Genomic DNA, 20,154 nt, shown 5'->3' with positions numbered 1-20,154 from the left:
TAAAAAATTGCACTCGATGAAAAGAAAAAGCAATGCGAATGAAAAATATTGAAATGAATGAAAAACACCCGTACATTTTCATTGTACGGGTGTTTTCTTAATAAAATGCTATTTTTTTGAAATTTCATTGCTTTTGGGGAATGGATGAATGTCATTGGGAAAGTGTATTTGGAAATTAAATTTCTTTTATTGTAACTTTTGGAGCTCCAAATACGTTTTTTGCTCCATGCATCACTGGACCAACATATTGATTCAATCGCCAGCCGTGCTGAATTGCTGCTGCAACAAATTCTTTTGAAGCAACAACTGCTTCTTGTACGGATAAGCCATTTGCTAAATTTGCAGTAATGCTTGCTGCGAAAGTACAGCCTGCGCCGTGATTATAATTTGTTTCAATAGGGTCCGTCTCTAATGCATAAAACTTGTCCCCATCGAAAAATAAATCAATGGCTTTTTCTGTTCCGAGAGAACGGCCACCTTTAATAACCACATTTTTTGCACCTAATGCATGAATTTTTTCTGCCGCCTCTTTCATTTCTTCAATGTTTTTTGGTGTTTTCATTCCAGCTAATTGTCCCGCTTCAAACAAGTTTGGAGTTGTGACAAGGGCAAGAGGTAGAAGATATTGAATCATGGCATCCACATTACCTGGGTTTAATACTTCATCTTCCCCTTTACATACCATCACTGGATCAATTACAACATTATTAGTTCCTGATTGTTGAATGCCTTCTGCCGCAACCTGAATCACTTCTTCATTAGGAAGCATTCCAGTTTTCACTGCATCAATGCCGGTAGAAATGGCCGTTTTTAGTTGTTCTTTCAATACATCAATAGGCAATGTATATACACTATGTCTCCAACCATGATCTGGATCCATTGTTGCAATGCAAGTTAAAGCTTGTATTCCATAAGTGCCGTATTCTTGGAAAGTTTTTAAATCTGCGTGAGTTCCGGCGCCGCCTGATGCATCAGACCCAGCAATCGTTAATGTTTTCTTCAATGTCAATTTGCTCAACTCCTACTTAATGATTGTGTTTTTAGTATATACCTAATCTGACTTTATAAAAATGGTCAGAATGATAAAAAATGATGTAGCCAGAACGCAACTAGCTAGGTATAAAATATAAATAAAGAGAAAGTTTCCCAAAGCGTGTCCGAACAGATTATATAAAACTATTGATAATCTTCACGTAATCAAGTAGGTTGAAAGAGAGGTGTTCTGATTTGAAAAAAGTATTCAATAATGACTGGCAAGAAATTTTGCAAGATGAATTCGAAAAAACTTACTACAAAAATTTAAGAAAATTTGTAGCTGAAGAATATAGTACAAAAATTGTTTATCCGCCAATTGATGAAGTTATGAGTGCTTTTTACTCTGTTCCATACAAAGATGTAAAAGTTGTCATTTTAGGTCAAGATCCATATCACGGACCTGGACAAGCTCACGGCATGTGTTTTTCTGTTAAACCAGGTGTGCCTCATCCACCAAGTCTACGAAATATATTCCTTGAATTACATAATGATTTAGGCTGTCCTATTCCCAAGGACGGCTATTTAATGAAATGGGCGAAACAAGGAGTATTCTTATTAAACACGGTGTTGACAGTGAGACAAGGGGAGGCCAACTCCCATAAAGGTATGGGCTGGGAGCAATTTACCGATACAGTTATTGAAAAATTAGCAGAGCGGCAAGACCCAATCGTTTTTGTATTATGGGGAAGACCTGCACAAATGAAAAGGGCAATCATTCAACGAAAGGGGTCTCATCACTGCATTTTACAAGCGCCCCATCCAAGCCCATTAAGCGCTCATCGCGGATTTTTCGGGAGTAGACCTTTCTCTAAAATCAACGCACAGTTAATTGAATGGGGAAAAGAACCAATTGATTGGTGTTTAACATAAAATGAGCACCAACTTTTTAGAAAGTTTTTGAACAACTTTGATTGAACTTTTCACAACATTGGAAATTTGGTAGAGTGAAATAAAAGGTGGGTTTCCCATGGAAGTCAACTGTTTTAAGTGTAAATATTTTAAAGTAACGTGGGATCCAAACAATCCACGAGGTTGTACAGCTTATCAATTCAAAACAAGACAATTACCGTCTGTTGTTGTAAAACAATCTTCCGGGATGGATTGTTTAAAGTTTGAACGAAAGGAATTACAGGGGGAAAGAAAATGATTTCCTACGAAAGATTGTTTAACGAAATTGAACGTTATGTGGTACAAGCAAAACAAACGACTAGTGAACAAGAGTTACGTGAATTGTTGAGCGCCATTCGAGCGTTATGTGATGTAGCATTAAACTCAGAAAAACGACCAACGTCCTTTGCCCAAAAAGACCAAGTGCAAAGTTATGTGCAAAGGCAAATGCCAAGCTATGTGCAAGTATCTCACGGAAATCAACTTCCCCCTTCAACCAAACTAGATGAAGAGGATGCAAACGGGGAATCAATTTTTGATTTTTAAAAATAAAAATAAAAAAGAGGTTTTGTAAAATGAAAGGTTCTATTATAACAGGTGCAGTATTTGGCTTTTTAGCGGTTGCATTAGGAGCATTCGGTGCACATGCATTAAAAGAAGTATTGGATGACTATGGTGCAGGAATTTGGGATACTGCTGTTCAATATCAAATGTTTCATGCAGCGGGCATCGTTCTAGTGGGTATTTTAATGCATCCAAGATTAATAGGAGATACGTCTCCTTTAAAATGGTCGTTTCTCACTATGTCCATTGGTATTTTATTCTTCTCTGGCAGTTTATACATACTCGCTGTTTCGGGTATCGGAATTTTAGGTGCTATTACCCCAATCGGTGGAGTATTATTTTTAACAGGATGGGTTTTGCTCATCATTGGTATAGCAAAAAGCAGAATTTACTAATCAAAACTTTAGCAGTTTGAAGTCCATATGAACGGCTTTAAGCTGCTTTTTTTATGGTTTTAGGAATATATTAAAGAAAGTATAAAAAGTATAATTTGATATTCCGCAATATTTCGACACATTCTATGGTGCTTATTCATGGTACGATAATATGTAAAAGGACGCAACTTGGAAAGGGGTTTTTACATTGGAAAAATTATTGCTATTGTTAGATCGATACTATGAGGAAATGGTTTCCATTCGAAGATATTTACATGCAAATCCAGAGCTATCTTTTCAAGAAGTGCACACACCTCAATATATTGCGAATTTCCATCGTGAAATAGGCCTTGAAGTTCGAGAAGGAGTCGGTGGAAGAGGAGTTGTAGCCACTTTACGTGGAGCAAAACCTGGAAAAACAGTGGCGCTCAGGGCTGACTTTGATGCATTGCCAATCCAAGAAGAAAACGATATCCCTTATAAATCAAAGGTAGATGGAGTTATGCATGCTTGTGGGCATGACGGTCATACGGCAACGCTCTTAATATTAGCTAAAGCACTTTACGAAATGAGGGAAGAAATCAGCGGGAATATTGTGTTCATTCATCAATTTGCGGAAGAAGTGCTTCCGGGCGGTGCAAAACCGATGATTGAAGATGGTTGTTTAGATGGGGTAGATGTGATTTTCGGAACGCATCTTTGGGCTCCTACGCCATTAGGAGAAATCCATGTAAAAAGTGGTGCGATTATGGCAGCTCCAGATATGTTCGAAGTGACAATTCATGGTAAAGGTGGACATGGAGCAGAGCCTCATAATGCTATAGATTCCATCGTCCTTGGTGCTCAATATGTAAGCCAGTTGCAAACCATCATTTCGCGAAGAATTAGTCCACTCAAACAAGCGGTCATTACGGTAGGACAATTTGAAGCTGGGAAAGCGTACAATATTATTTCGGAAAAAGCTACATTAAAAGGAACTGTCCGTACACTCGATGAAGAGGTGCGCAATCAAATTGAAAAAGAGTTGGAATCTCTGCTTAAAGCGATATGTGATGGAGCAAATGCGACTTATGAATTTAAATATACGAGAGGTTATCCTGCCGTTGTGAATCATCCAGATGAAACAGCCTTTTTAGCTGATATTGCAAAAGCCATTTCTGAAGTAAATCAAGTAAAAGAATGTGAACCATTGATGGTTGGAGAAGACTTTGCTTATTATTTGCAAAAAGTGCCCGGTACATTTTTTATAACTGGTGCAAAACACCCAGATTGGGAAACAGCATATCCACATCATCATCCAAAATTTAATTTTGATGAACGAGCGATGTTAATTGCTGCAAAAACGATGGGACTTGCTACACTATCTTATTTGGAAAATAGAAAATAATATTAATTTTTATAAAATCTTCCTTATATCTAATAAAAAACGAAAAAGAAAATAGTATAATAGACTTATAGTATATTTCCATATGATGAGGTGACCAGGATGAGCATCGGGGGAAAAATGAATGTAGCTTTTTATTCCTTAATCGGGCTACTGTGTATATCGATGATTGTTAGTTTTATAAATTTTAATAGAATCGATAATCAAGTAGATGAGGCATTAAATGAACGAGTGGTAGCGCTTCAAGAAGTCTCTTCAGTTCGTTATCAAGTAGCCAAACTTGATAATTCAATCACAAAATTTCTTCTTACGAAAGATTATTCCAATTATGAAATGGTCAGTGTATACACACAATTAATCGATCAGCAAATAGCAAAGTTAGAAGAATTAGCTGCTACCGATACGATGAAAGGTTATATTGATGAATTAAAGCAATATAAACAAGCATTTGATGCAGAGTTTGCCATAGTAAACGAAACTATTAATTATGAAGAATTAAATAACGAAAATATTCAATCCATTCGCCAAGGTCTTATTGATACGATTGATAAAATAACTCAATACCAGACGGAACAATTGGAAGAGATAAAAAAAGAAACCAATGATGCCATCTACTCATCCAACTTTACTGCCGTGATTGTCTTAATTGCCAGCTTAATTGTCAGCGGAATTTTAGTATATTTTGTACGAAAAACAATTACGTTACCTTTAAGAAAAGTAATGGAAGCAGTAAAAGTGGTTTCATCCGGTAATTTAACGGAAAAGGATTTAAAAGTGAATTCAAAAGATGAAATTGGCCAGCTTTCAAAAGCATTTAATACGATGAAAAATAATTTAAAAACACTCATTCAAAGCGTACAGCAAAACTCGGAACAATTAAGTGTTGCAGCACAACAGCTTTCTGTGAGTACTGAGGAAATTACTTCCACAAGCGAGGATATGTCTCGTCGCGTTAATTCGACAGCGGAAGTGGCTCAGACGAACTCTCAAGCGGCAAATGATTCCGCTCGAGCGATGGATGAAACAGCGATCGGCGTACAAAAAATTGCTGAATCCACTCAGCTTTTACATTCCAATTCTATAGATACGAGCAATATGGCCGTACACGGTGGAGAAATTATTTTACATGCAGAAAAACAAATGGATACCATTAGTCTTTCTACGAGCCTTGTTAATGATTTAGTTCAAAAATTGAGCAAACAAACAGAAGAAATCGAAAATATATCAAGGGTTATTGCTGAAATTACAGATCAAACGAATTTACTAGCATTAAATGCTGCTATTGAAGCGGCTCGGGCAGGGGAACATGGAAAAGGATTTGCTGTAGTTGCTGAGGAAGTTCGTAAACTTGCAGAAGAATCAAAAGAATCGGCAAGTCAAATTACTGAACTGACGGTGGAAATTAAACGAGATACCGAAAATGTCGAAAAAGCTGTATCCAATTCATTACGTTCAGTGGAAGACGGCGTAAAAGTCATTTCAGAAGCAGGACAAAACTTCGCTAACATTGTGAAAGCAATTGAACAGATGAAAATCCAGATTGAGGAAATATCTGCAACAAGCGAACAAATTTCTGCAAGTGCTGAGGAGGTTTCTGCTGCGATCAATGAAATTTCCATTGCATCCACTGAATCTGCGAGCGAAATTCAAATGGTTGCTGCAAATATAGAAGAGCAGGCTGCAACAATCGAACAAGTGAATAAAGTGGCTGCCGAATTAAATGATAATGCTCAAAACTTACAAAAGGAAATCAGAAAATTCCGCATCGAATAAAAGGATTAACGACTTGTCCGAATAATCCATAAAAAAGAGCGAATAAGGAAATGTAAAGTTTCCATTCGCTCTTTTTAATTTTGTGTAGTCTATTAGTCTAATAGTCGATGTTTGACGAAAATGTGTAGCGTTAGAAATTAAGTAATTGCATTTTAGTTGAAAATGTAGATTTTGTTTCACTAACGCTGAGGTCTAGTCGGTGTATTAATATATCTAAATCCTTCTTCAAATCGCGCATAGTCAAAGTAAATCATTGGTAATAAGTATACGTGATTTGTATTCGCTTCTCGAATCACCGCATGATCTCGACCGGCTTGCATGACTACTCCGCGAATGCGCAATGTATTTCCTTTGTTTTCGCTTGGATTTTCTGCACTTGGGAATGTGAAAGAAAATGTACCTGTTACACCGATATTTTCACGTAAAATGTTTTCAATGTAAGATTCCTCTGTTTGTCTACCCCCAGTACCAGGCAACACAGTTCCGGAAGGTGTCATCCAATTTCCGCTTTGTACAGAAGGTGGCGTTTGCTGCATTTGGCCTTGGCCAATAAATGGTTGTTGATAGTATTGATTTCCCGATGCACCAGGACCCCAATAATAGTAAGTCACTCAAAACACCCTTTCATAATAATTTAATGCTTAAATACCAGGACAAACGCCTTCAGCAGGTGCAAAAAAACAGTGGGACTTATAACGACCGGTATTCCATTGTCCATACCATTGAGCAGGGCAGCTTCCTGTAGGCATGAAAAACCAAAGAGCTCTGTCGCCAGGAACGAAGCGTTCTCCATTAATCACTCTGCGTGCTAATGCAATATCTTGCGGACGTGCTCGTTGGTAAAAATAACTTTTTTGTACTGCCTCAAAACCACCAGGGCTTTGATAAACCATATCTTCAATGGACCGTATGTTTTTAAAATCTAGACAGTCTGCCCGTACCCGATTCACCCCTACATTCCCAACTAACAACATGCCAAGGTCTCCATCTCCTTCTGCTTCGGCTCTCATCAATCGAGCAAGTAAGGCAACTTGCGCTTCATTAGTTGCAATGACGGCGATTTTTCATACCTCCTCAAAATAATGTATGCAAGCCATCACGAATCAGAATAAAATTTGCAAAAAATGTTTCATTTACTTGAATAAAGATATTTTACGGCATGGAGTTGTATAAAGTGAGACTCATATCAATAAACTAGAATTGAAAAGTTTGACGTGTTTCGACATGCAACACTATTGAATAGAATATGAGTAGAGGTGTTAGTTTGTGACGAATTGGGGAATAGATAATACTAAATAGAGGGGAGAAGAGAGCAACTAGATTATTTTAGTGGGAGTTGGTGAAATTGCAATTAGGTGTATGGATTGGGATTGTCGTCAGTGCTATTTTGGCGTTTATTATTGCAAGTTTCTTCAATCAACCGCTCCATTGGTATCTGTTTATTTTAATTCTTTTCATCGGCTTTTTACTTCAAACAATCATTATGATTTTAAAAACGCCTGATGAAAATGAATGAGCGAGACGCAACAACACGTCTCGCTTTTTTAATTACCGAATTTCAAGTAATTTTGCGAATTTTTCTTGATCTAATAAGTTGCCAACGAGGAACTCGCCAAATTCTCCGAAGCGGGCAGAAGCTTCATCAAAGCGCATTTCATAAACAATTTTCTTAAATTGAAGCATATCATCTGAGAATAATGTTACGCCCCATTCGTGGTCATCTAAACCAGTAGAACCAGAAATAATTTGTTTTACTTTTCCAGCATATTTGCGTCCAATTTCACCATGAGAGCGCATTAAATTACGGCGTTCAGACATTGGCAACATGTACCAGTTGTCATTACCTTGACGGCGCTTGTCCATTGGATAGAAACAAACATATTTAGTTCGAGGTAGTTCCGGATATAAACGTGAACGAACATATGGATTTTGATATGGATCTTCGTTCGAATCGCTTGCTAAATAGTTTGAGAGTTCCACAACAGAGAAATAAGTATATGTTGGAATTGTAAAATCAGCTATTTTTAATTTATTAAATTCTGTTTCTAATTCGTGAATTTCTTCAGGCGTTTCACGAAGAATCATTAACATAAAGTCCGCTTTTTGGCCAATTGTAGAATAAAAGGCATGAGAGCCAGTTTTAGCTTCGTGAACTTGATTTAATTTATCTAGATATTGATTAAATTCTTCAATCGCTGCTTGGCGTTCCTCTTCAGAGATTAATTTCCAAGAAGCCCAATCCATTGCACGAAAATCGTGCAGACAGTACCAGCCATCTAAAGTTAATGCTGCTTCGCTCATTGCTTTAACACTCCTTCGAATTGATATCATTCACAATAATCTTAGCATAAATTATAAAATATTCCTTGCAAATAAACTTAAAATTAATGAACCTTTCATGAAATCGTTTACTTTCATTCAAAAATACTTTTGTGTATCCTTGAAATAGAGACGCTTATTAATATACAAGGAGTATATACAATGCAAACATTATTACAGCAAAAAACGTGGCGTTTTATCGATCAGTCAATGTCTTTTAACCGTACCCCACTCGAGTCTTTTGCGATGGATGATACCCTTTGCCATTTAGTGGGCCAAGGCTTGTCTTTTCCAGTTGTTCGCACATGGGTGCATCATCCTTACGTTGTACTTGGTATTCAGGATCATCGTATGCCATACATTCAAGAGGGAATTGAAGGATTAAAAAAAGCACATTATGAAGCGATTGTCCGAAATTCCGGTGGTCTTGCAGTTGTACTCGATCGAGGCGTATTAAATATTTCCATTGTCCTTTCAGAAGCACCAGGTTCCATTAGTATAAATACTGGCTATGAATTAATGTTTCAATTTATTAAGTTGTTATTTTCAGAAGCTGCACATCAAATCGAAGCCTATGAAATTGTCGGCTCATATTGCCCAGGTTCATATGATTTAAGCATCGGAGGAAAAAAGTTTGCAGGGATTTCTCAACGTCGAATACGAAATGGGGTTGCTGTACAGATTTATTTATGTATTGAAGGAAGTGGAAGCGAGCGAGCAGAACTTATTCGGGCATTGTATGAAACGAGTTTAAAAGATGTACAAACTAAATTCCAATATCCGAACGTTCAGCCGGAAGTGATGGCTAGTTTAAGCGAGTTGTTAAATCGCTCCATTACTGTTCAAGAAACAGTCTTCCAAGTTCAACAATTGCTCGCTTCACTTTCTGGAAACGTTTTGTTTCAGCCGCTGGTGGAGGAGGAATTAGATTTATATTCTTTTTATTTAAAGAGAGTATTGGAGCGTAATGACAAATTGATTGGAAAAAATAAGTAGATGTGCATTAGTTCGGCACATCTACGTTTTCTTTACTAGAATTCATGTGAGTATAATCAGCGACTAAGTTTCCGTTCTTCTCCATTTTGAAAACAGGTGCAATGCGCGGTTCTTCATCTTCCAACGTAACAAGTCTGCGAGCGCGATTCATAATTTGAACGAATTGTTCGTAATCTTCCCGGATTTGTTTGTTTTCCTTGCGCAATCTTTCGATTTCTTTTTCTAATTCTTTTATTTTTTCAGTAGCAGAGTTTGCGATTTGACGCCATTTAGTAGCTTCATTGTCATGTCCACTTTGAGACTGTAAACGCAACAAATAAGCAATAACAATATCTAAATTCATATCAGATAAGGAGATTGGCTTGGATTGTTCTCCATCACTGCTAGGAAGTAAATAAACACCTGGTGAACGTCGTCTACCGTTCATCCCTAATAATTTCATTCGCTCTTTACGAATTCTTTTTGCTTCTTCTAGTTCTTTTTCATAGCGTTTGCGAACAACGGCATTCCATCGGAAACCACATGCTGCTGCAGTTCTATTTAATTTGTCTCCTGCTTCCTCAAAAGCATTTAGTTGAGTACTACCTTCTTTCACATGTCTTAATACTGCTTCAGCAAGTAGTTCATCGTTTTCTTTCAGCCAAGCATCTTGTCGAACTTTAACCATCGTTTAACCTCCTGTTAATATAGTAGTTTTTTATTATCAAAACTTATCGTGTCCAACAAGTTCCAAATTTATTCATTTTTCTTTTAAAATTTTTATATGAATTTACTAAAATGCTCCTTTCGTAAATGCATTTCAGTCCTTTGATGGATATTTGTCTTTTTTACTTGAATCGTTGTAACGTAATGGTCTAAAATATCACTTAGGCTAAAAGTAGAATTGAATTTGTATTATAGAAAGGGTTGTTGATCTTATGGCGGCAAACGAATTTAAAGTTTGCGATGAATGTCAAGCCGTCAATTTAAAAACGTTGATTCCTAAATTAAAAAAGCTTGATCCTGATGCAACGATTGTCATAGGCTGCCAATCATATTGCGGACCTGGTCGCAAGAAAACGTTTACTTTTGTCAACGGGAGACCAGTTAATGCATTAACAGAAGAAGAATTAATGGAAAAAGTCAAAGCGAAATTAAAAATGGATTAAACAAAAGCTACTTTCTATTGTGGTAGAAGGTAGCTTGTTTTTTTATTAGTTTTTGAAAAATGCGTTGTTTTTAAACGAAGGATTTGGGGAAATCTACAAAATACTTGAAAGTTCTTGTATTTACTTGCGGTTTCTTACAATTTGAAACGATACTAAAAAAACTTCTCTGAATGATACCATTTACGTGTAAATAAATAGAAACTTTCTTATAATAGATAGTAAGAATTGGAAGGAACGAGGTGCAGTCATTTTGGTGGAATATGCAAAAAGAAAACTTGCAGAAGAAAAAGTATTTAAAGATCCCGTGCACCGATATGTTCATGTTCGTGACCAAGTGATTTGGGATTTAATTGGAACAAAAGAATTTCAACGGTTGCGTCGAATTCGCCAATTAGGTACAACTTACCTTGTATTTCATGGTGCAGAGCATAGTCGCTTTAACCATTCTTTAGGTGTATATGAAGTCGTTCGTCGCATTGTGGATGATGTATTTCATGGAAGATCTGATTGGAATGATGATGAGCGACTTCTTGTGCTATGTGCAGCACTACTCCACGATTTAGGCCACGGACCATTTTCTCATGCCTTTGAAAATGTATTTAAAACCGATCATGAATATTTTACGAGGCAAATATTATTGGGAGAAACAGAAGTCAATACGGTATTAAAAAGAGTATCGGAAGATTTTCCTGAAAAAGTGGCACAAGTCATTGAAAAAACCTATGAAAATCAACTGGTCGTAAGCTTGATTTCCAGCCAAATAGATGCGGATCGAATGGATTACTTACAAAGAGATGCATATTATACTGGCGTTAGTTATGGACATTTCGATATGGAAAGAATTCTTAGAGTAATGCGGCCGAGAAAAGGAAAAGTTGTTATTAAATCAAGTGGAATGCATGCGGTGGAAGACTATATCATGTCCCGCTATCAAATGTATTTGCAAGTCTATTTCCACCCGGTTTCTCGAAGTGCGGAAGTATTATTAAATAACATCTTGAAAAGAACGAAGCATTTATATGAGCAAGGTTATCAATTTACTGTCGAACCCGTTCATTTTAAATCCTTTTTTGAAAATAATATAACAGTAGAAGATTACCTTGAATTAGACGAATATTTATTGATCACTTATTTTAAATTGTGGATGAAAGAAAAGGATCCTATTTTACAAGATTTGAGTACGAGATTCGTGACCCGCAAACTGTTTGAGTATATTAATCTCAATCCAGAAGAAGAGATGGAGCGCTTTGAGAAATTAAAAAATTTATTCCAACAAGCTGGTATTGAAACAGAATACTATATTTATCATGATTGCACTTCTGACTTACCTTACGATTACTATGAACCGGATGAAGAAACGAACCGAATGCCGATTTTTTTAGAAATGCCTAACGGTGAAATTAGAGAGCTATCAAAGGAATCTTATATTGTTGATGCTATCGCAGGCCGCATGAAAAAAGATCATAAAGTCTATTATCCAAAAGAAGTATTAATGGATTCAACTTTAGATCAATACTTGAAAGTAGAAATCGAGAAATTATTGAACGAAACAAAATAGCACCTTTTTGGAAGGTGTTATTCTTTTTGCTTAATTCACGAATTAATCATGGGGATATGGAAGATTTAAAGTTTTCTGTAATGATTTAGAAATTATATTATAATAGGATAATAATATATTTAATATTTTTAGAAAGGATTAACGACATGAAAATCGCTCATAAAATTATCGCTTTATTGCTTCCGCTTGTTTTTATGGCTATAAATATGGGGGAAGCAAGTACGGTTCGTTATGCCGTCCCATTGCAGGATAACGTCAAAATTTTTGATAATCGTACTGGTGAATTTATTCCTGTTGCCACCATGAAAAAAGATCAGCCGCTTGTTATTAATAAAGAATATGAACAAGATTGGTGGGAAATAAAATTTGGAAACGGCTATGCCTATATAAGTAAAAGCGATGTTTATCAATCAGAAACATGGACAACCCGTAACGTCAATACAAATGCAAAAAATTCAAATCAAACGGTATTAATCAATTACGATTTAGAAGTATATGATAATACTTCCGGAAAATTAGTTCCAATGGTATCCATTAAGGCAGGATTACGATATCCGGTGATTAGTGAGTTCGGAAACTTCTGGAAGGTAGATGTTGGCGGTCGAATTGGCTATATGCCAAAAGCAAGAACAAGTGTTGATAACGGTATACCGATATTGATGTACCACCATATTTTAACACCGGAAGAAAAAGCAAATTCTGTATATGCGAATGCTTCAACAACGATCACAACAACAGAATTTAACAGCCAGATGGAGTGGTTGAAGAAAAATCAGTTTGAGACGATTTCGCTATATGACTTAGAACGATATTTACATAAACAAGTTAATCTCCCTGCGAAAGCAGTTGTGCTGACCTTTGATGATGGGATTACAAGTATTAGGGAATATGCATATCCAGTGTTAAAGCAATATGGCTTCATTGCGGAACAATTTATTATTACGAGTAGAATTCCGAAATCAAAACAGCCTTTTCAATGGGACACGCTGCGTTTTTTCAGTCAACAAGATATGGATGAGATGAGCGATGTCTTTCACTACGGTAGCCATACCCACAACTTACATAGTTTAATCGGTAATAAAGCGAAGGGGCTTACAGTTTCAAGCGAAGAATTATATGAAGACTTATTAACAAGTCAAAATATTTTAGGTACATATTATTTTGCCTATCCTTTTGGTCAGTATGATCAACGCTTTATTGATACAGTGAAAAAAGCAGGTTATCGAATGGCTGTTTCTACGAGAAGAGGAAAAGTGAATTTAGGGGAAGATTTATACACACTCGAGCGTTTAGGAATTGAGCCGGGGCTTTCCATTAATGAATTTGCAAAAAAAGTGAGCAATTAAAAAATTTGAGGGTGCCGAATTGGTCACCCTCATCCTTTTGTACATTACTTATCTGAAGCGCGAACGCCGCCTGTAGCATAATGATTTTTAGACATTTCTTCAATAATAATTGTTACCGCTTCAGGTTTTGCATTAATTGTTTCAACTAGAGCTTCTGTAACTTTTTCAACCATCGCCTTTTTCTGTTCATCTGTGCGACCTTCTAACATTTTGATTGTAACTACTGGCATGACGCAACCTCCTAGTGGATAAATTTGAAGTATAATCATTATAATAGGTTTAAATGGAGGGGATGACAATATGACAAACGAAGAAAAACCAAAACAAAAAATGTCTTTTACCATTATAAAAAACGATCCAACAGATGGTCATAAAGGATTTGGAATAGGTACAATATCATTGGAGAATGTAACGCCAGTATTTATTGATATAGAAGAAAAACATGCATTTATCGATATGGGAGCAATGCATGCCAAGAGTGAAGTGGAAAAACGCATTAAATTTACGACAAACCGTGAAGATTCAGCTGGCGGTAAACCATATTGGCTTGTATGGGTCACTGTCGATATAAAAGAAGATGGACCATATTACGCAGGGGTTGCAGCATGCGAAATGGTTGTCAATAAAGAAAAGCGCAGAGGTTATAAGATACTTGCCGACCATGTAAATAAAATGGACAAATCATTAAAACGCAAAATTGTTGTCGATCATATGGATGATGATTCGAAAAAAATATTGGCGGATTTTCTACAAAATCACGATCTCGGCATGTGGGAACGAAGCAGTCAACAATTAAAAGATGAATTAGCTATAAAAAAATAAAAAATATATATACAGCAGATTTTATTGTCAATAGGATTTGTGAAAAAAGTATCTAAAAGTGTCAGATTTGTGACGAAACGTTGTAATATTCATTCCTTTGTTGAAACCATTCTAAAAAATAAGTACACTGAATTTATAGTTAAAATAATAGTATAGCTAGGACAAGGACATTTAGTAGATAGAGTAGAATCAATGTGGCATTTTATTTTCCCAAGCAAAATGTCTCATTTATCTCTGTTTACGAAAAAAGCTTTCTCTTTCGTGAAAATTCCAAGAAAGAGAAAGCTTATTTTTTTATCTTTTTTAATTAAACAAACCTTTTAATGACTCGAATGGAAATAATTCAAAAAGACCATTCCAACCATCTTCATTAAAGAAATCAAAGTCTGTACATTTTTTCGTTGGAATATCTTCTTCCTTTAAATACATAAGACGTTGTTTTGGGCATGCGTCTGTCGCAAGTTTACCCGTTTCAATATCAATCATAACCCCTCTGACGCCTTTTGGTACTTCAAAAGATTCATTCGGTTTATCACGATGAACGGCCTCCATAAAATCAATCCATACTTGTTTATGGGCGGACATATCGGAAGAAGAAGATAACGTTTTTCCTTGATCATAGCCGTTCCAAACTCCAGTCGTAATGGATGGACTATAACCAATCAACCATTGATCTGAAACCGTTGTTCCCGATTTTGCCGCATACGTATGCGTCATTCTAGAACGAAGGGAAACCCCAGTTGCAGGGGAATAATCACTGAATACCGGGTCAAAAATGCCTGTCATCATTTGAGTTAATAGGAAAGAATCTTGTTCAGAAATGACTTGTTCTTCAGAAGGTTCTTCATATTCATACACAAGTTCGCCTTCCGCATTATGAATTGATAGAATTGTAGTCGGTTTTCGATATTGCCCTTTTGCAGCAATGATATTGTAAGCATTTGTTAAGTCATATAACGAGTTTTCAATCGTTCCGAGCGCCATGGATGGATTGTCTTTGTTGGAATATCTTAAATTAAATCTTTCAGAGATTTCTCGGAATTTATCGTAGCCGATTTGTTCTAATGTTTTAACTGCGTAAATGTTATCTGAAATCGCAATCGCCTGAGCCATCGACATGTCGCCATCTGCAAATTTTCCATTGACGTTTTGTGGCTTGTAGGTAGCCCGTCCATCATCGTAAGTAAAAATCGTTTCACCTACGTCTAAATAGGTGAGCGGTGTAAAGCCATTTTCCAGTGCTGCTGCATACAGGATTGGTTTTATCGCAGAACCGGGTTGACGAAGTGCTTGTGTTACGCGATTATAGGAACTTTCTCGATAATTACGTCCACCGACAAGGGCGGTTACTTGGCCAGTTTCTACATCCATGCTGACAAGTCCCACTTGTAATTCATTATCAGGCATATTTTTATTAATTGCCTCTTCAGCAGCCTTTTGGTGAGCTTGGTTTAACGTCGTTTTAATAATCCAGCCACCTTCTCGAATATTGAGTTTTTTCTCTTCCAAAATTTTCGTCGCTTCTTGCCACACAACATCCAAGAAATAAGGCGCAATCGTTTTAGAAGCAGTCCATTGATCATTTTTTAACACGATGTTTTCAGATAATGCTCGTTCCTTTTCTGCACTTGAAATTTTATTTTGATCTTCCATTAACGATAAGATTAACTTTTGACGATTAAAGGCTTTGTCATAATTATTAAGAGGAGAATAGATACTTGGCCCTTTAGGGATGCCCGCAAGCAAAGCAGATTCAGCTAACGTTAAATCGCTTGCGGATTTACCAAAGTAATATCTACTTGCTGCTTCAGCTCCATACATGCCGTGACCATAGTTCACTGTATTCAAATAGGCTTCTAGTATTTCATCTTTAGAATAAAAGAGTTCCAAACGATATGCGTAAAGTGCTTCCATTATTTTACGAGACCATGTTTTTTCTAAAGTTAAATATAGATTCCGTGCTAATTGCTGGGTGATTGTACTTGCACCTTCCGCTTTACTGCGCGTTTTTAAGTCATTTAAAACGGCACTCGCAATTCTTGAATAATCAAAACCATTATGTTGATAGAAATCTTTATCTTCCACTGCAATCGTTGCCTCTATTAAATAAGGTGAAATTTCATCTAGTTCTTTCCAATATCGACGTTCAGCAGTAAAATAATCGCCAATTTGATTGCCGTTCCGGTCTAAGAATACGGATGCTTTCGTTATGATGAGTGGTGGAGCTCCAGCAACTTGCGCATAGATTCTTAAACCTACAAACGATACGACAATTGCACATAGAAAGGCAATCAAGTAAAAAGCAATATTTCGAATCTTTTTTTTCCGTCGAATATGTCGCTGATAACTACGTCTATCCATCCATTTCACCTCTTTTCAATCAACTAATTATAGTATGGACTTGAAATTTACTGTTTAATCGAAAATATACATAAAAAAACTGTTGCCTTTTGTCTAAAAACGTCTATACTTTTTTTGTATGAAAATTGTTTCATCTTGAAATGAAGTTTTTGTTTTCGTAATCAATAGTGAATACGAAAAATGTCGAATAAAGTTCCGGATTCTTTTGGATTCGAAATTTTCAGCTTTCAAGTAATAGGTACTAGAATTAGTGTAAGTAAAAGATGAATAGAGTAGGTGATTCATATGAGATTTGACGAAACATATTCTGGCAATGTTTTTATAAAAAGCCATCCTAATTACGAAGAATCAAAGGCAGTCCTATATGGTATGCCGATGGATTGGACAGTAAGTTTCCGCCCAGGTTCTCGCTTCGGTCCCGCAAGAATTCGTGAAGTTTCTGTTGGATTGGAAGAATATAGCCCATATCTAGACCGTGAATTAGAAGAAGTAAAATTTTTCGATGCAGGGGATATTCCACTTCCATTTGGGAATGCTCAAAAATCATTAGATGAAATTGAAAAGTTTGTAAAGAAAGTGTTAGCAGATGGGAAAATTCCTATCGGCATGGGTGGAGAGCATTTAGTGTCTTGGCCTGTAATGAAAGCTGTTTATGAAAAATACCCAGATTTAGCCATCCTTCATTTTGATGCTCATACGGATTTGCGCACAGATTATGAAGGAGAGCCATTAAGCCATGCTACGCCAATCCGAAAAATTGCGGAATTGATTGGTCCTCATAATGTATATTCTTTCGGTATTCGTTCTGGACTTAAAGAAGAATTTGAATGGGCGAAAGAAAACGGCATGTATATTGCGAAATTTGAAGTGTTAGAGCCTTTAAAAGAAGTACTTCCAACGCTTAAAGGTCGCAACGTTTATATCACGACGGATATCGATGTGCTAGATCCTGCATTTGCTCCTGGTACTGGTACAGTAGATTGCGGCGGCATTACATCAAAAGAACTGCTTGCATCAATCCATGAAATTGCAAGAAGTGAAGTAAATGTCGTTGGTTTTGACTTAGTAGAAGTAGCTCCTGTATACGACCACTCTGAAATGACAGCCAATACTGCTTCCAAACTATTAAGAGAAATGATTCTAGGTTGGATTAAATAAAAATCTTGATGCGATTAAAGTTCATTGGAAAACTTTAATCGCTTTTTTATTTGATATGGAAAACAGTTTAAAATGAAGCCAAAGCCTTGATATTTTTGAATTTTCATTCGTTCCCTTGAAATTTCTTGCAAGGCAATAATATAATGTATTAGTTATAGTAATACATAAGGAGTGCCCACAGGAAATGAGTGTTGAAAAAAACGTAAAAATAAAAGTCATTTCGACGATTTGCCCAATTGAAGGGGACGAGGAAACATATGAACTGTGGCTTCAAGGTGTTTGGCTAAAAAAGAACGGTAAAATGTATTTACGCTATGAAGAAATAATAGAAGACCAAACAATTCGTACAACAGTAAAAATGAATAACGACGATGCACTCATTTTGCGAAGTGGAGCTGTCAACATGCGGCTGCCTTTTAGCACAGAATGTAAACAAAATGGTCACTACGACACAATGTATGGCACGTTGCCATTGCAAACAAAAACTTATCACCTAGGGTTCGAACATGTAGATGAAGATAATATAAGTGGCAGATTTAATGTGCAATATGATTTAATTATTAGTGGACAATCAGTCGGTCATTATACATTGGAAATACAATACACGGAGGGACAAGCATGAATGCAGTAGGACAATTGCAAGAATCATTGAAAAACGCTTTAAAAGCTGCTGTTTTAAAAGCGCAAATTTTAGAAGAAGGAACGGATTTTCAAGTTCATATTGAAGTGCCAAAAGATCAAACAAAAGGTGACTTCGCAACAAACTTGGCGATGCAACTAACGAAGCTAGCAAAAAAACCCCCACGCCAAATAGCAGAAGCAATTGTTGAAAATTTAGAAACAGAAGGAACTGATATTGAAAAAGTTGAGATTGCAGGACCGGGCTTCATCAACATCTTTGTTCGCAAAGATTTCCTTGCAGATATTGTAAAAGCGGTGTTCGAACAAGGTGAAAATTATGGTCGCTCAAATAGCGGAGGCGGAGAAAAAATTCAAGTGGAGTTTGTATCGGCGAATCCAACAGGTGACCTTCACTTAGGACATGCTCGCGGTGCTGCATTCGGCGACTCCCTTTGCAATGTTTTAGATTTTGCAGGATATGACGTTACTCGTGAATATTACATTAACGATGCGGGAAATCAAATTAACAACTTGGCTTATTCCCTAGAAGCGCGTTACAAACAAGCGTTGGGACTTGATGCGGAAATGCCGGAAGATGGCTACTATGGCCAAGACATTATTGAGATTGCAAACAAACTTGTTGAACGATACGGCGATTCTATTTTAGAAAAATCCGATGAAGAACGTTTTAACTTCTTCCGTGAAAATGGATTAGCTCTTGAATTAGAAAAATTGAAAAAGGACTTAGAAAACTTCAGAGTTCGATTTGATGTATGGTATTCCGAAACTTCATTATATAAAAATGGAAAAATTGACCACGCTTTAAATAAATTAAGAGAAAACGGCCACGTTTATGAACAGGATGGAGCGACTTGGTTCCGCTCAACAACATTTGGCGACGATAAAGACCGCGTTCTCATTAAATCAGACGGTTCATACACATACTTAACACCAGATATTGCATACCATGAAGATAAAATTCAACGCGGTTTCGATAAACTGATTAACGTTTGGGGAGCAGACCATCATGGTTATATTCCGCGTATGAAAGCGGCAATTCAAGCTCTTGGCTATGATCGTGATAAATTAGAAGTCGAAGTCATCCAAATGGTGCAGCTTTATAAAAACGGCGAAAAATATAAAATGAGTAAACGTACAGGTAATGCTGTAACAATGCGTGAGCTGGTGGAAGAAGTAGGGCTTGATGCGGTACGATACTACTTCGTGAAAACCGCTTGCGATTCCCATATGGACTTTGATCTTGATCTTGCAGTTGCAGAATCAAACGAAAACCCTGTATACTACGCACAATACGCTCATGCACGTATTTGTTCTATTTTGCGCAGTGCAGAAGAACAAGGATTCCAAGCGTCATTAGAAAACTTACATTTATTAACGGATGAAAAATCAGAGGAAGTGTTGAAAAAGGTAGGTACTTTCCCACAAATCGTAGCAGAAGCAGCAAAACATCGCACTCCTCACCGCATTGCGAACTATACTCAAGAATTAGCAGCGGCATTCCACAGCTTCTACAACGCGGAAAAAGTGTTAAATCCGGATAATAAAGAATTAACAGAAGCGCGTCTCTCATTAATTCAAGCTGTTCGAGTAACTCTTGCCAACGCATTAAGACTAATCGGCGTTTCAGCACCAGAAAAAATGTAATTTGTTTTAAACCAGCTTCATAATAGGGGCTGGTTTTTTCTTTTGTATTCTTATAAAATTTATAGGAATTATATTGACATTGAATGTACGATTGAGTAAAATTTGATTAATATAAATCCAACTAAACAAGTTGGTATTAAGT

Annotated in this window: 22 protein-coding genes; 15 read left to right on the top strand and 7 right to left on the bottom strand. The window is 36.6% G+C overall.

Translation table 11 applies throughout. The annotated features are described in order from the left end of the window. Nucleotides 1-175 precede the first annotated feature (175 nt). Nucleotides 176-1,009, bottom strand: a complete 834-nt coding sequence (gene thiD / locus NSQ18_RS04965; RefSeq protein ID WP_339289253.1) for a bifunctional hydroxymethylpyrimidine kinase/phosphomethylpyrimidine kinase — start codon at nt 1,007-1,009, stop codon at nt 176-178. Between the two features lie 218 nt (nt 1,010-1,227). On the opposite strand from thiD, the gene NSQ18_RS04960 reads away from it, so the two are divergent. The 6 genes from NSQ18_RS04960 to NSQ18_RS04935 all read left to right on the top strand — a co-directional run bounded on the left by NSQ18_RS04960 (nt 1,228) and on the right by NSQ18_RS04935 (nt 6,018). Continuing rightward, nucleotides 1,228-1,905 carry a uracil-DNA glycosylase gene (locus NSQ18_RS04960; RefSeq protein WP_016837308.1) on the top strand — a complete coding sequence of 226 codons (678 nt, stop codon included), beginning with the start codon at nt 1,228-1,230 and terminating at the stop codon, nt 1,903-1,905. A gap of 97 nt (nt 1,906-2,002) precedes the next feature. Then, on the top strand, nt 2,003-2,182 hold the full coding sequence (locus NSQ18_RS04955) for a hypothetical protein (RefSeq protein ID WP_016837307.1): 180 nt from the start codon (nt 2,003-2,005) through the stop codon (nt 2,180-2,182). Further along, the gene (locus NSQ18_RS04950; protein ID WP_016837305.1) at nt 2,179-2,469 is read left to right on the top strand and encodes a YwdI family protein; all 291 of its coding nucleotides are present in this window, start codon (nt 2,179-2,181) and stop codon (nt 2,467-2,469) included. The genes NSQ18_RS04955 and NSQ18_RS04950 overlap by 4 nt, the downstream gene beginning before the upstream one ends. Before the next feature lie 29 nt (nt 2,470-2,498). Further along, nucleotides 2,499-2,882 (top strand): DUF423 domain-containing protein, encoded by a 384-nt coding sequence (locus tag NSQ18_RS04945; protein WP_016837303.1) that lies wholly within the window; start codon nt 2,499-2,501, stop codon nt 2,880-2,882. A gap of 187 nt (nt 2,883-3,069) precedes the next feature. Further along, entirely contained in the window at nt 3,070-4,248 is a 1,179-nt protein-coding gene (locus NSQ18_RS04940) for a M20 family metallopeptidase (protein ID WP_016837302.1), read from the top strand. Between the two features lie 99 nt (nt 4,249-4,347). Further along, nucleotides 4,348-6,018 (top strand): methyl-accepting chemotaxis protein, encoded by a 1,671-nt coding sequence (locus tag NSQ18_RS04935; protein WP_016837301.1) that lies wholly within the window; start codon nt 4,348-4,350, stop codon nt 6,016-6,018. 179 nt (nt 6,019-6,197) lie between these two features. Here NSQ18_RS04935 and NSQ18_RS04930 read toward each other — a convergent pair whose 3' ends face one another. Both NSQ18_RS04930 and NSQ18_RS04925 read right to left on the bottom strand, forming a co-directional pair. Then, a complete protein-coding gene (locus NSQ18_RS04930; protein ID WP_016837300.1) occupies nt 6,198-6,629 on the bottom strand; it encodes a spore coat protein GerQ in 432 nt (143 codons plus the stop codon). Between the two features lie 30 nt (nt 6,630-6,659). Next, nucleotides 6,660-7,079, bottom strand: a complete 420-nt coding sequence (locus NSQ18_RS04925) for a cell wall hydrolase (RefSeq protein WP_026018990.1) — start codon at nt 7,077-7,079, stop codon at nt 6,660-6,662. 278 nt (nt 7,080-7,357) lie between these two features. Here NSQ18_RS04925 and NSQ18_RS04920 point away from each other — a divergent pair, with 278 nt between their 5' ends. Next, nucleotides 7,358-7,534: a hypothetical protein gene (locus NSQ18_RS04920; protein ID WP_339289250.1), complete on the top strand. Its 177-nt coding sequence runs from the start codon at nt 7,358-7,360 to the stop codon at nt 7,532-7,534. Between the two features lie 32 nt (nt 7,535-7,566). On the opposite strand, the gene hemQ is transcribed toward NSQ18_RS04920, so the two are convergent. After that, a complete protein-coding gene (gene hemQ, locus NSQ18_RS04915; protein WP_096550296.1) occupies nt 7,567-8,319 on the bottom strand; it encodes a hydrogen peroxide-dependent heme synthase in 753 nt (250 codons plus the stop codon). A 180-nt stretch (nt 8,320-8,499) separates the two neighbouring features. On the opposite strand from hemQ, the gene NSQ18_RS04910 reads away from it, so the two are divergent. Next, nucleotides 8,500-9,333, top strand: a complete 834-nt coding sequence (locus NSQ18_RS04910) for a biotin/lipoate A/B protein ligase family protein (protein WP_016837296.1) — start codon at nt 8,500-8,502, stop codon at nt 9,331-9,333. A gap of 7 nt (nt 9,334-9,340) precedes the next feature. Here NSQ18_RS04910 and NSQ18_RS04905 read toward each other — a convergent pair whose 3' ends face one another. Further along, nucleotides 9,341-10,000 (bottom strand): RsfA family transcriptional regulator, encoded by a 660-nt coding sequence (locus NSQ18_RS04905; RefSeq protein ID WP_168412650.1) that lies wholly within the window; start codon nt 9,998-10,000, stop codon nt 9,341-9,343. A 250-nt stretch (nt 10,001-10,250) separates the two neighbouring features. Here NSQ18_RS04905 and NSQ18_RS04900 point away from each other — a divergent pair, with 250 nt between their 5' ends. The 3 genes from NSQ18_RS04900 (at nt 10,251) to NSQ18_RS04890 (ending at nt 13,385) form a co-directional block, all read left to right on the top strand. Further along, nucleotides 10,251-10,481, top strand: a complete 231-nt coding sequence (locus NSQ18_RS04900) for a DUF1450 domain-containing protein (RefSeq protein ID WP_016837294.1) — start codon at nt 10,251-10,253, stop codon at nt 10,479-10,481. A gap of 253 nt (nt 10,482-10,734) precedes the next feature. Next, a complete protein-coding gene (locus NSQ18_RS04895; RefSeq protein WP_026018988.1) occupies nt 10,735-12,039 on the top strand; it encodes an HD domain-containing protein in 1,305 nt (434 codons plus the stop codon). Nucleotides 12,040-12,185: 146 nt separating this feature from the next. Continuing rightward, nucleotides 12,186-13,385 carry a polysaccharide deacetylase family protein gene (locus NSQ18_RS04890; RefSeq protein WP_096550300.1) on the top strand — a complete coding sequence of 400 codons (1,200 nt, stop codon included), beginning with the start codon at nt 12,186-12,188 and terminating at the stop codon, nt 13,383-13,385. A gap of 44 nt (nt 13,386-13,429) precedes the next feature. Here the strand turns inward: NSQ18_RS04890 and NSQ18_RS04885 are convergent, their stop codons facing one another. Then, a complete protein-coding gene (locus NSQ18_RS04885; RefSeq protein WP_016837291.1) occupies nt 13,430-13,615 on the bottom strand; it encodes a 2-hydroxymuconate tautomerase in 186 nt (61 codons plus the stop codon). A 70-nt stretch (nt 13,616-13,685) separates the two neighbouring features. Between NSQ18_RS04885 and NSQ18_RS04880 the strand changes: the two genes are divergently transcribed. Next, entirely contained in the window at nt 13,686-14,207 is a 522-nt protein-coding gene (locus tag NSQ18_RS04880) for a YwhD family protein (protein WP_016837290.1), read from the top strand. A gap of 303 nt (nt 14,208-14,510) precedes the next feature. Here NSQ18_RS04880 and NSQ18_RS04875 read toward each other — a convergent pair whose 3' ends face one another. Beyond that, the gene (locus tag NSQ18_RS04875) at nt 14,511-16,568 is read right to left on the bottom strand and encodes a PBP1A family penicillin-binding protein (RefSeq protein ID WP_339289245.1); all 2,058 of its coding nucleotides are present in this window, start codon (nt 16,566-16,568) and stop codon (nt 14,511-14,513) included. Nucleotides 16,569-16,853: 285 nt separating this feature from the next. Between NSQ18_RS04875 and speB the strand changes: the two genes are divergently transcribed. The 3 genes from speB (at nt 16,854) to argS (ending at nt 20,012) form a co-directional block, all read left to right on the top strand. Further along, nucleotides 16,854-17,726, top strand: a complete 873-nt coding sequence (gene speB, locus NSQ18_RS04870; RefSeq protein WP_096550302.1) for an agmatinase — start codon at nt 16,854-16,856, stop codon at nt 17,724-17,726. Between the two features lie 184 nt (nt 17,727-17,910). Beyond that, nucleotides 17,911-18,348, top strand: a complete 438-nt coding sequence (locus NSQ18_RS04865) for a DUF1934 domain-containing protein (protein ID WP_016837287.1) — start codon at nt 17,911-17,913, stop codon at nt 18,346-18,348. After that, nucleotides 18,345-20,012, top strand: coding sequence for an arginine--tRNA ligase (gene argS / locus NSQ18_RS04860; RefSeq protein WP_016837286.1), 1,668 nt, complete (start codon nt 18,345-18,347; stop codon nt 20,010-20,012). The genes NSQ18_RS04865 and argS overlap by 4 nt, the downstream gene beginning before the upstream one ends. Nucleotides 20,013-20,154: the final 142 nt, after the last annotated feature.

Origin of the sequence: Ureibacillus sp. FSL K6-0786 (genome assembly GCF_037965165.1) — a bacterium.
Classification (GTDB): domain Bacteria; phylum Bacillota; class Bacilli; order Bacillales_A; family Planococcaceae; genus Ureibacillus; species Ureibacillus thermosphaericus.
The sequence above is the reverse complement of the archived record's forward strand: the minus strand, read 5'-3'. Positions and strand labels throughout refer to the sequence as shown.

Excerpts from the sequence above, each read along its gene's own strand:
- NSQ18_RS04900 (WP_016837294.1), top strand. The coding sequence starts at position 10,251 with ATGGCGGCAAACGAATTTAAAGTTTGCGATGAATGTCAAGCCGTCAAT.
- argS (WP_016837286.1), top strand. The coding sequence starts at position 18,345 with ATGAATGCAGTAGGACAATTGCAAGAATCATTGAAAAACGCTTTAAAA.
- NSQ18_RS04910 (WP_016837296.1), top strand. The coding sequence starts at position 8,500 with ATGCAAACATTATTACAGCAAAAAACGTGGCGTTTTATCGATCAGTCA.
- NSQ18_RS04890 (WP_096550300.1), top strand. The coding sequence starts at position 12,186 with ATGAAAATCGCTCATAAAATTATCGCTTTATTGCTTCCGCTTGTTTTT.
- NSQ18_RS04945 (WP_016837303.1), top strand. The coding sequence starts at position 2,499 with ATGAAAGGTTCTATTATAACAGGTGCAGTATTTGGCTTTTTAGCGGTT.
- NSQ18_RS04875 (WP_339289245.1), bottom strand. The coding sequence starts at position 16,568 with ATGGATAGACGTAGTTATCAGCGACATATTCGACGGAAAAAAAAGATT.
- NSQ18_RS04880 (WP_016837290.1), top strand. The coding sequence starts at position 13,686 with ATGACAAACGAAGAAAAACCAAAACAAAAAATGTCTTTTACCATTATA.
- speB (WP_096550302.1), top strand. The coding sequence starts at position 16,854 with ATGAGATTTGACGAAACATATTCTGGCAATGTTTTTATAAAAAGCCAT.
- NSQ18_RS04950 (WP_016837305.1), top strand. The coding sequence starts at position 2,179 with ATGATTTCCTACGAAAGATTGTTTAACGAAATTGAACGTTATGTGGTA.
- NSQ18_RS04935 (WP_016837301.1), top strand. The coding sequence starts at position 4,348 with ATGAGCATCGGGGGAAAAATGAATGTAGCTTTTTATTCCTTAATCGGG.
- NSQ18_RS04905 (WP_168412650.1), bottom strand. The coding sequence starts at position 10,000 with ATGGTTAAAGTTCGACAAGATGCTTGGCTGAAAGAAAACGATGAACTA.
- NSQ18_RS04865 (WP_016837287.1), top strand. The coding sequence starts at position 17,911 with ATGAGTGTTGAAAAAAACGTAAAAATAAAAGTCATTTCGACGATTTGC.
- hemQ (WP_096550296.1), bottom strand. The coding sequence starts at position 8,319 with ATGAGCGAAGCAGCATTAACTTTAGATGGCTGGTACTGTCTGCACGAT.
- NSQ18_RS04955 (WP_016837307.1), top strand. The coding sequence starts at position 2,003 with ATGGAAGTCAACTGTTTTAAGTGTAAATATTTTAAAGTAACGTGGGAT.
- NSQ18_RS04885 (WP_016837291.1), bottom strand. The coding sequence starts at position 13,615 with ATGCCAGTAGTTACAATCAAAATGTTAGAAGGTCGCACAGATGAACAG.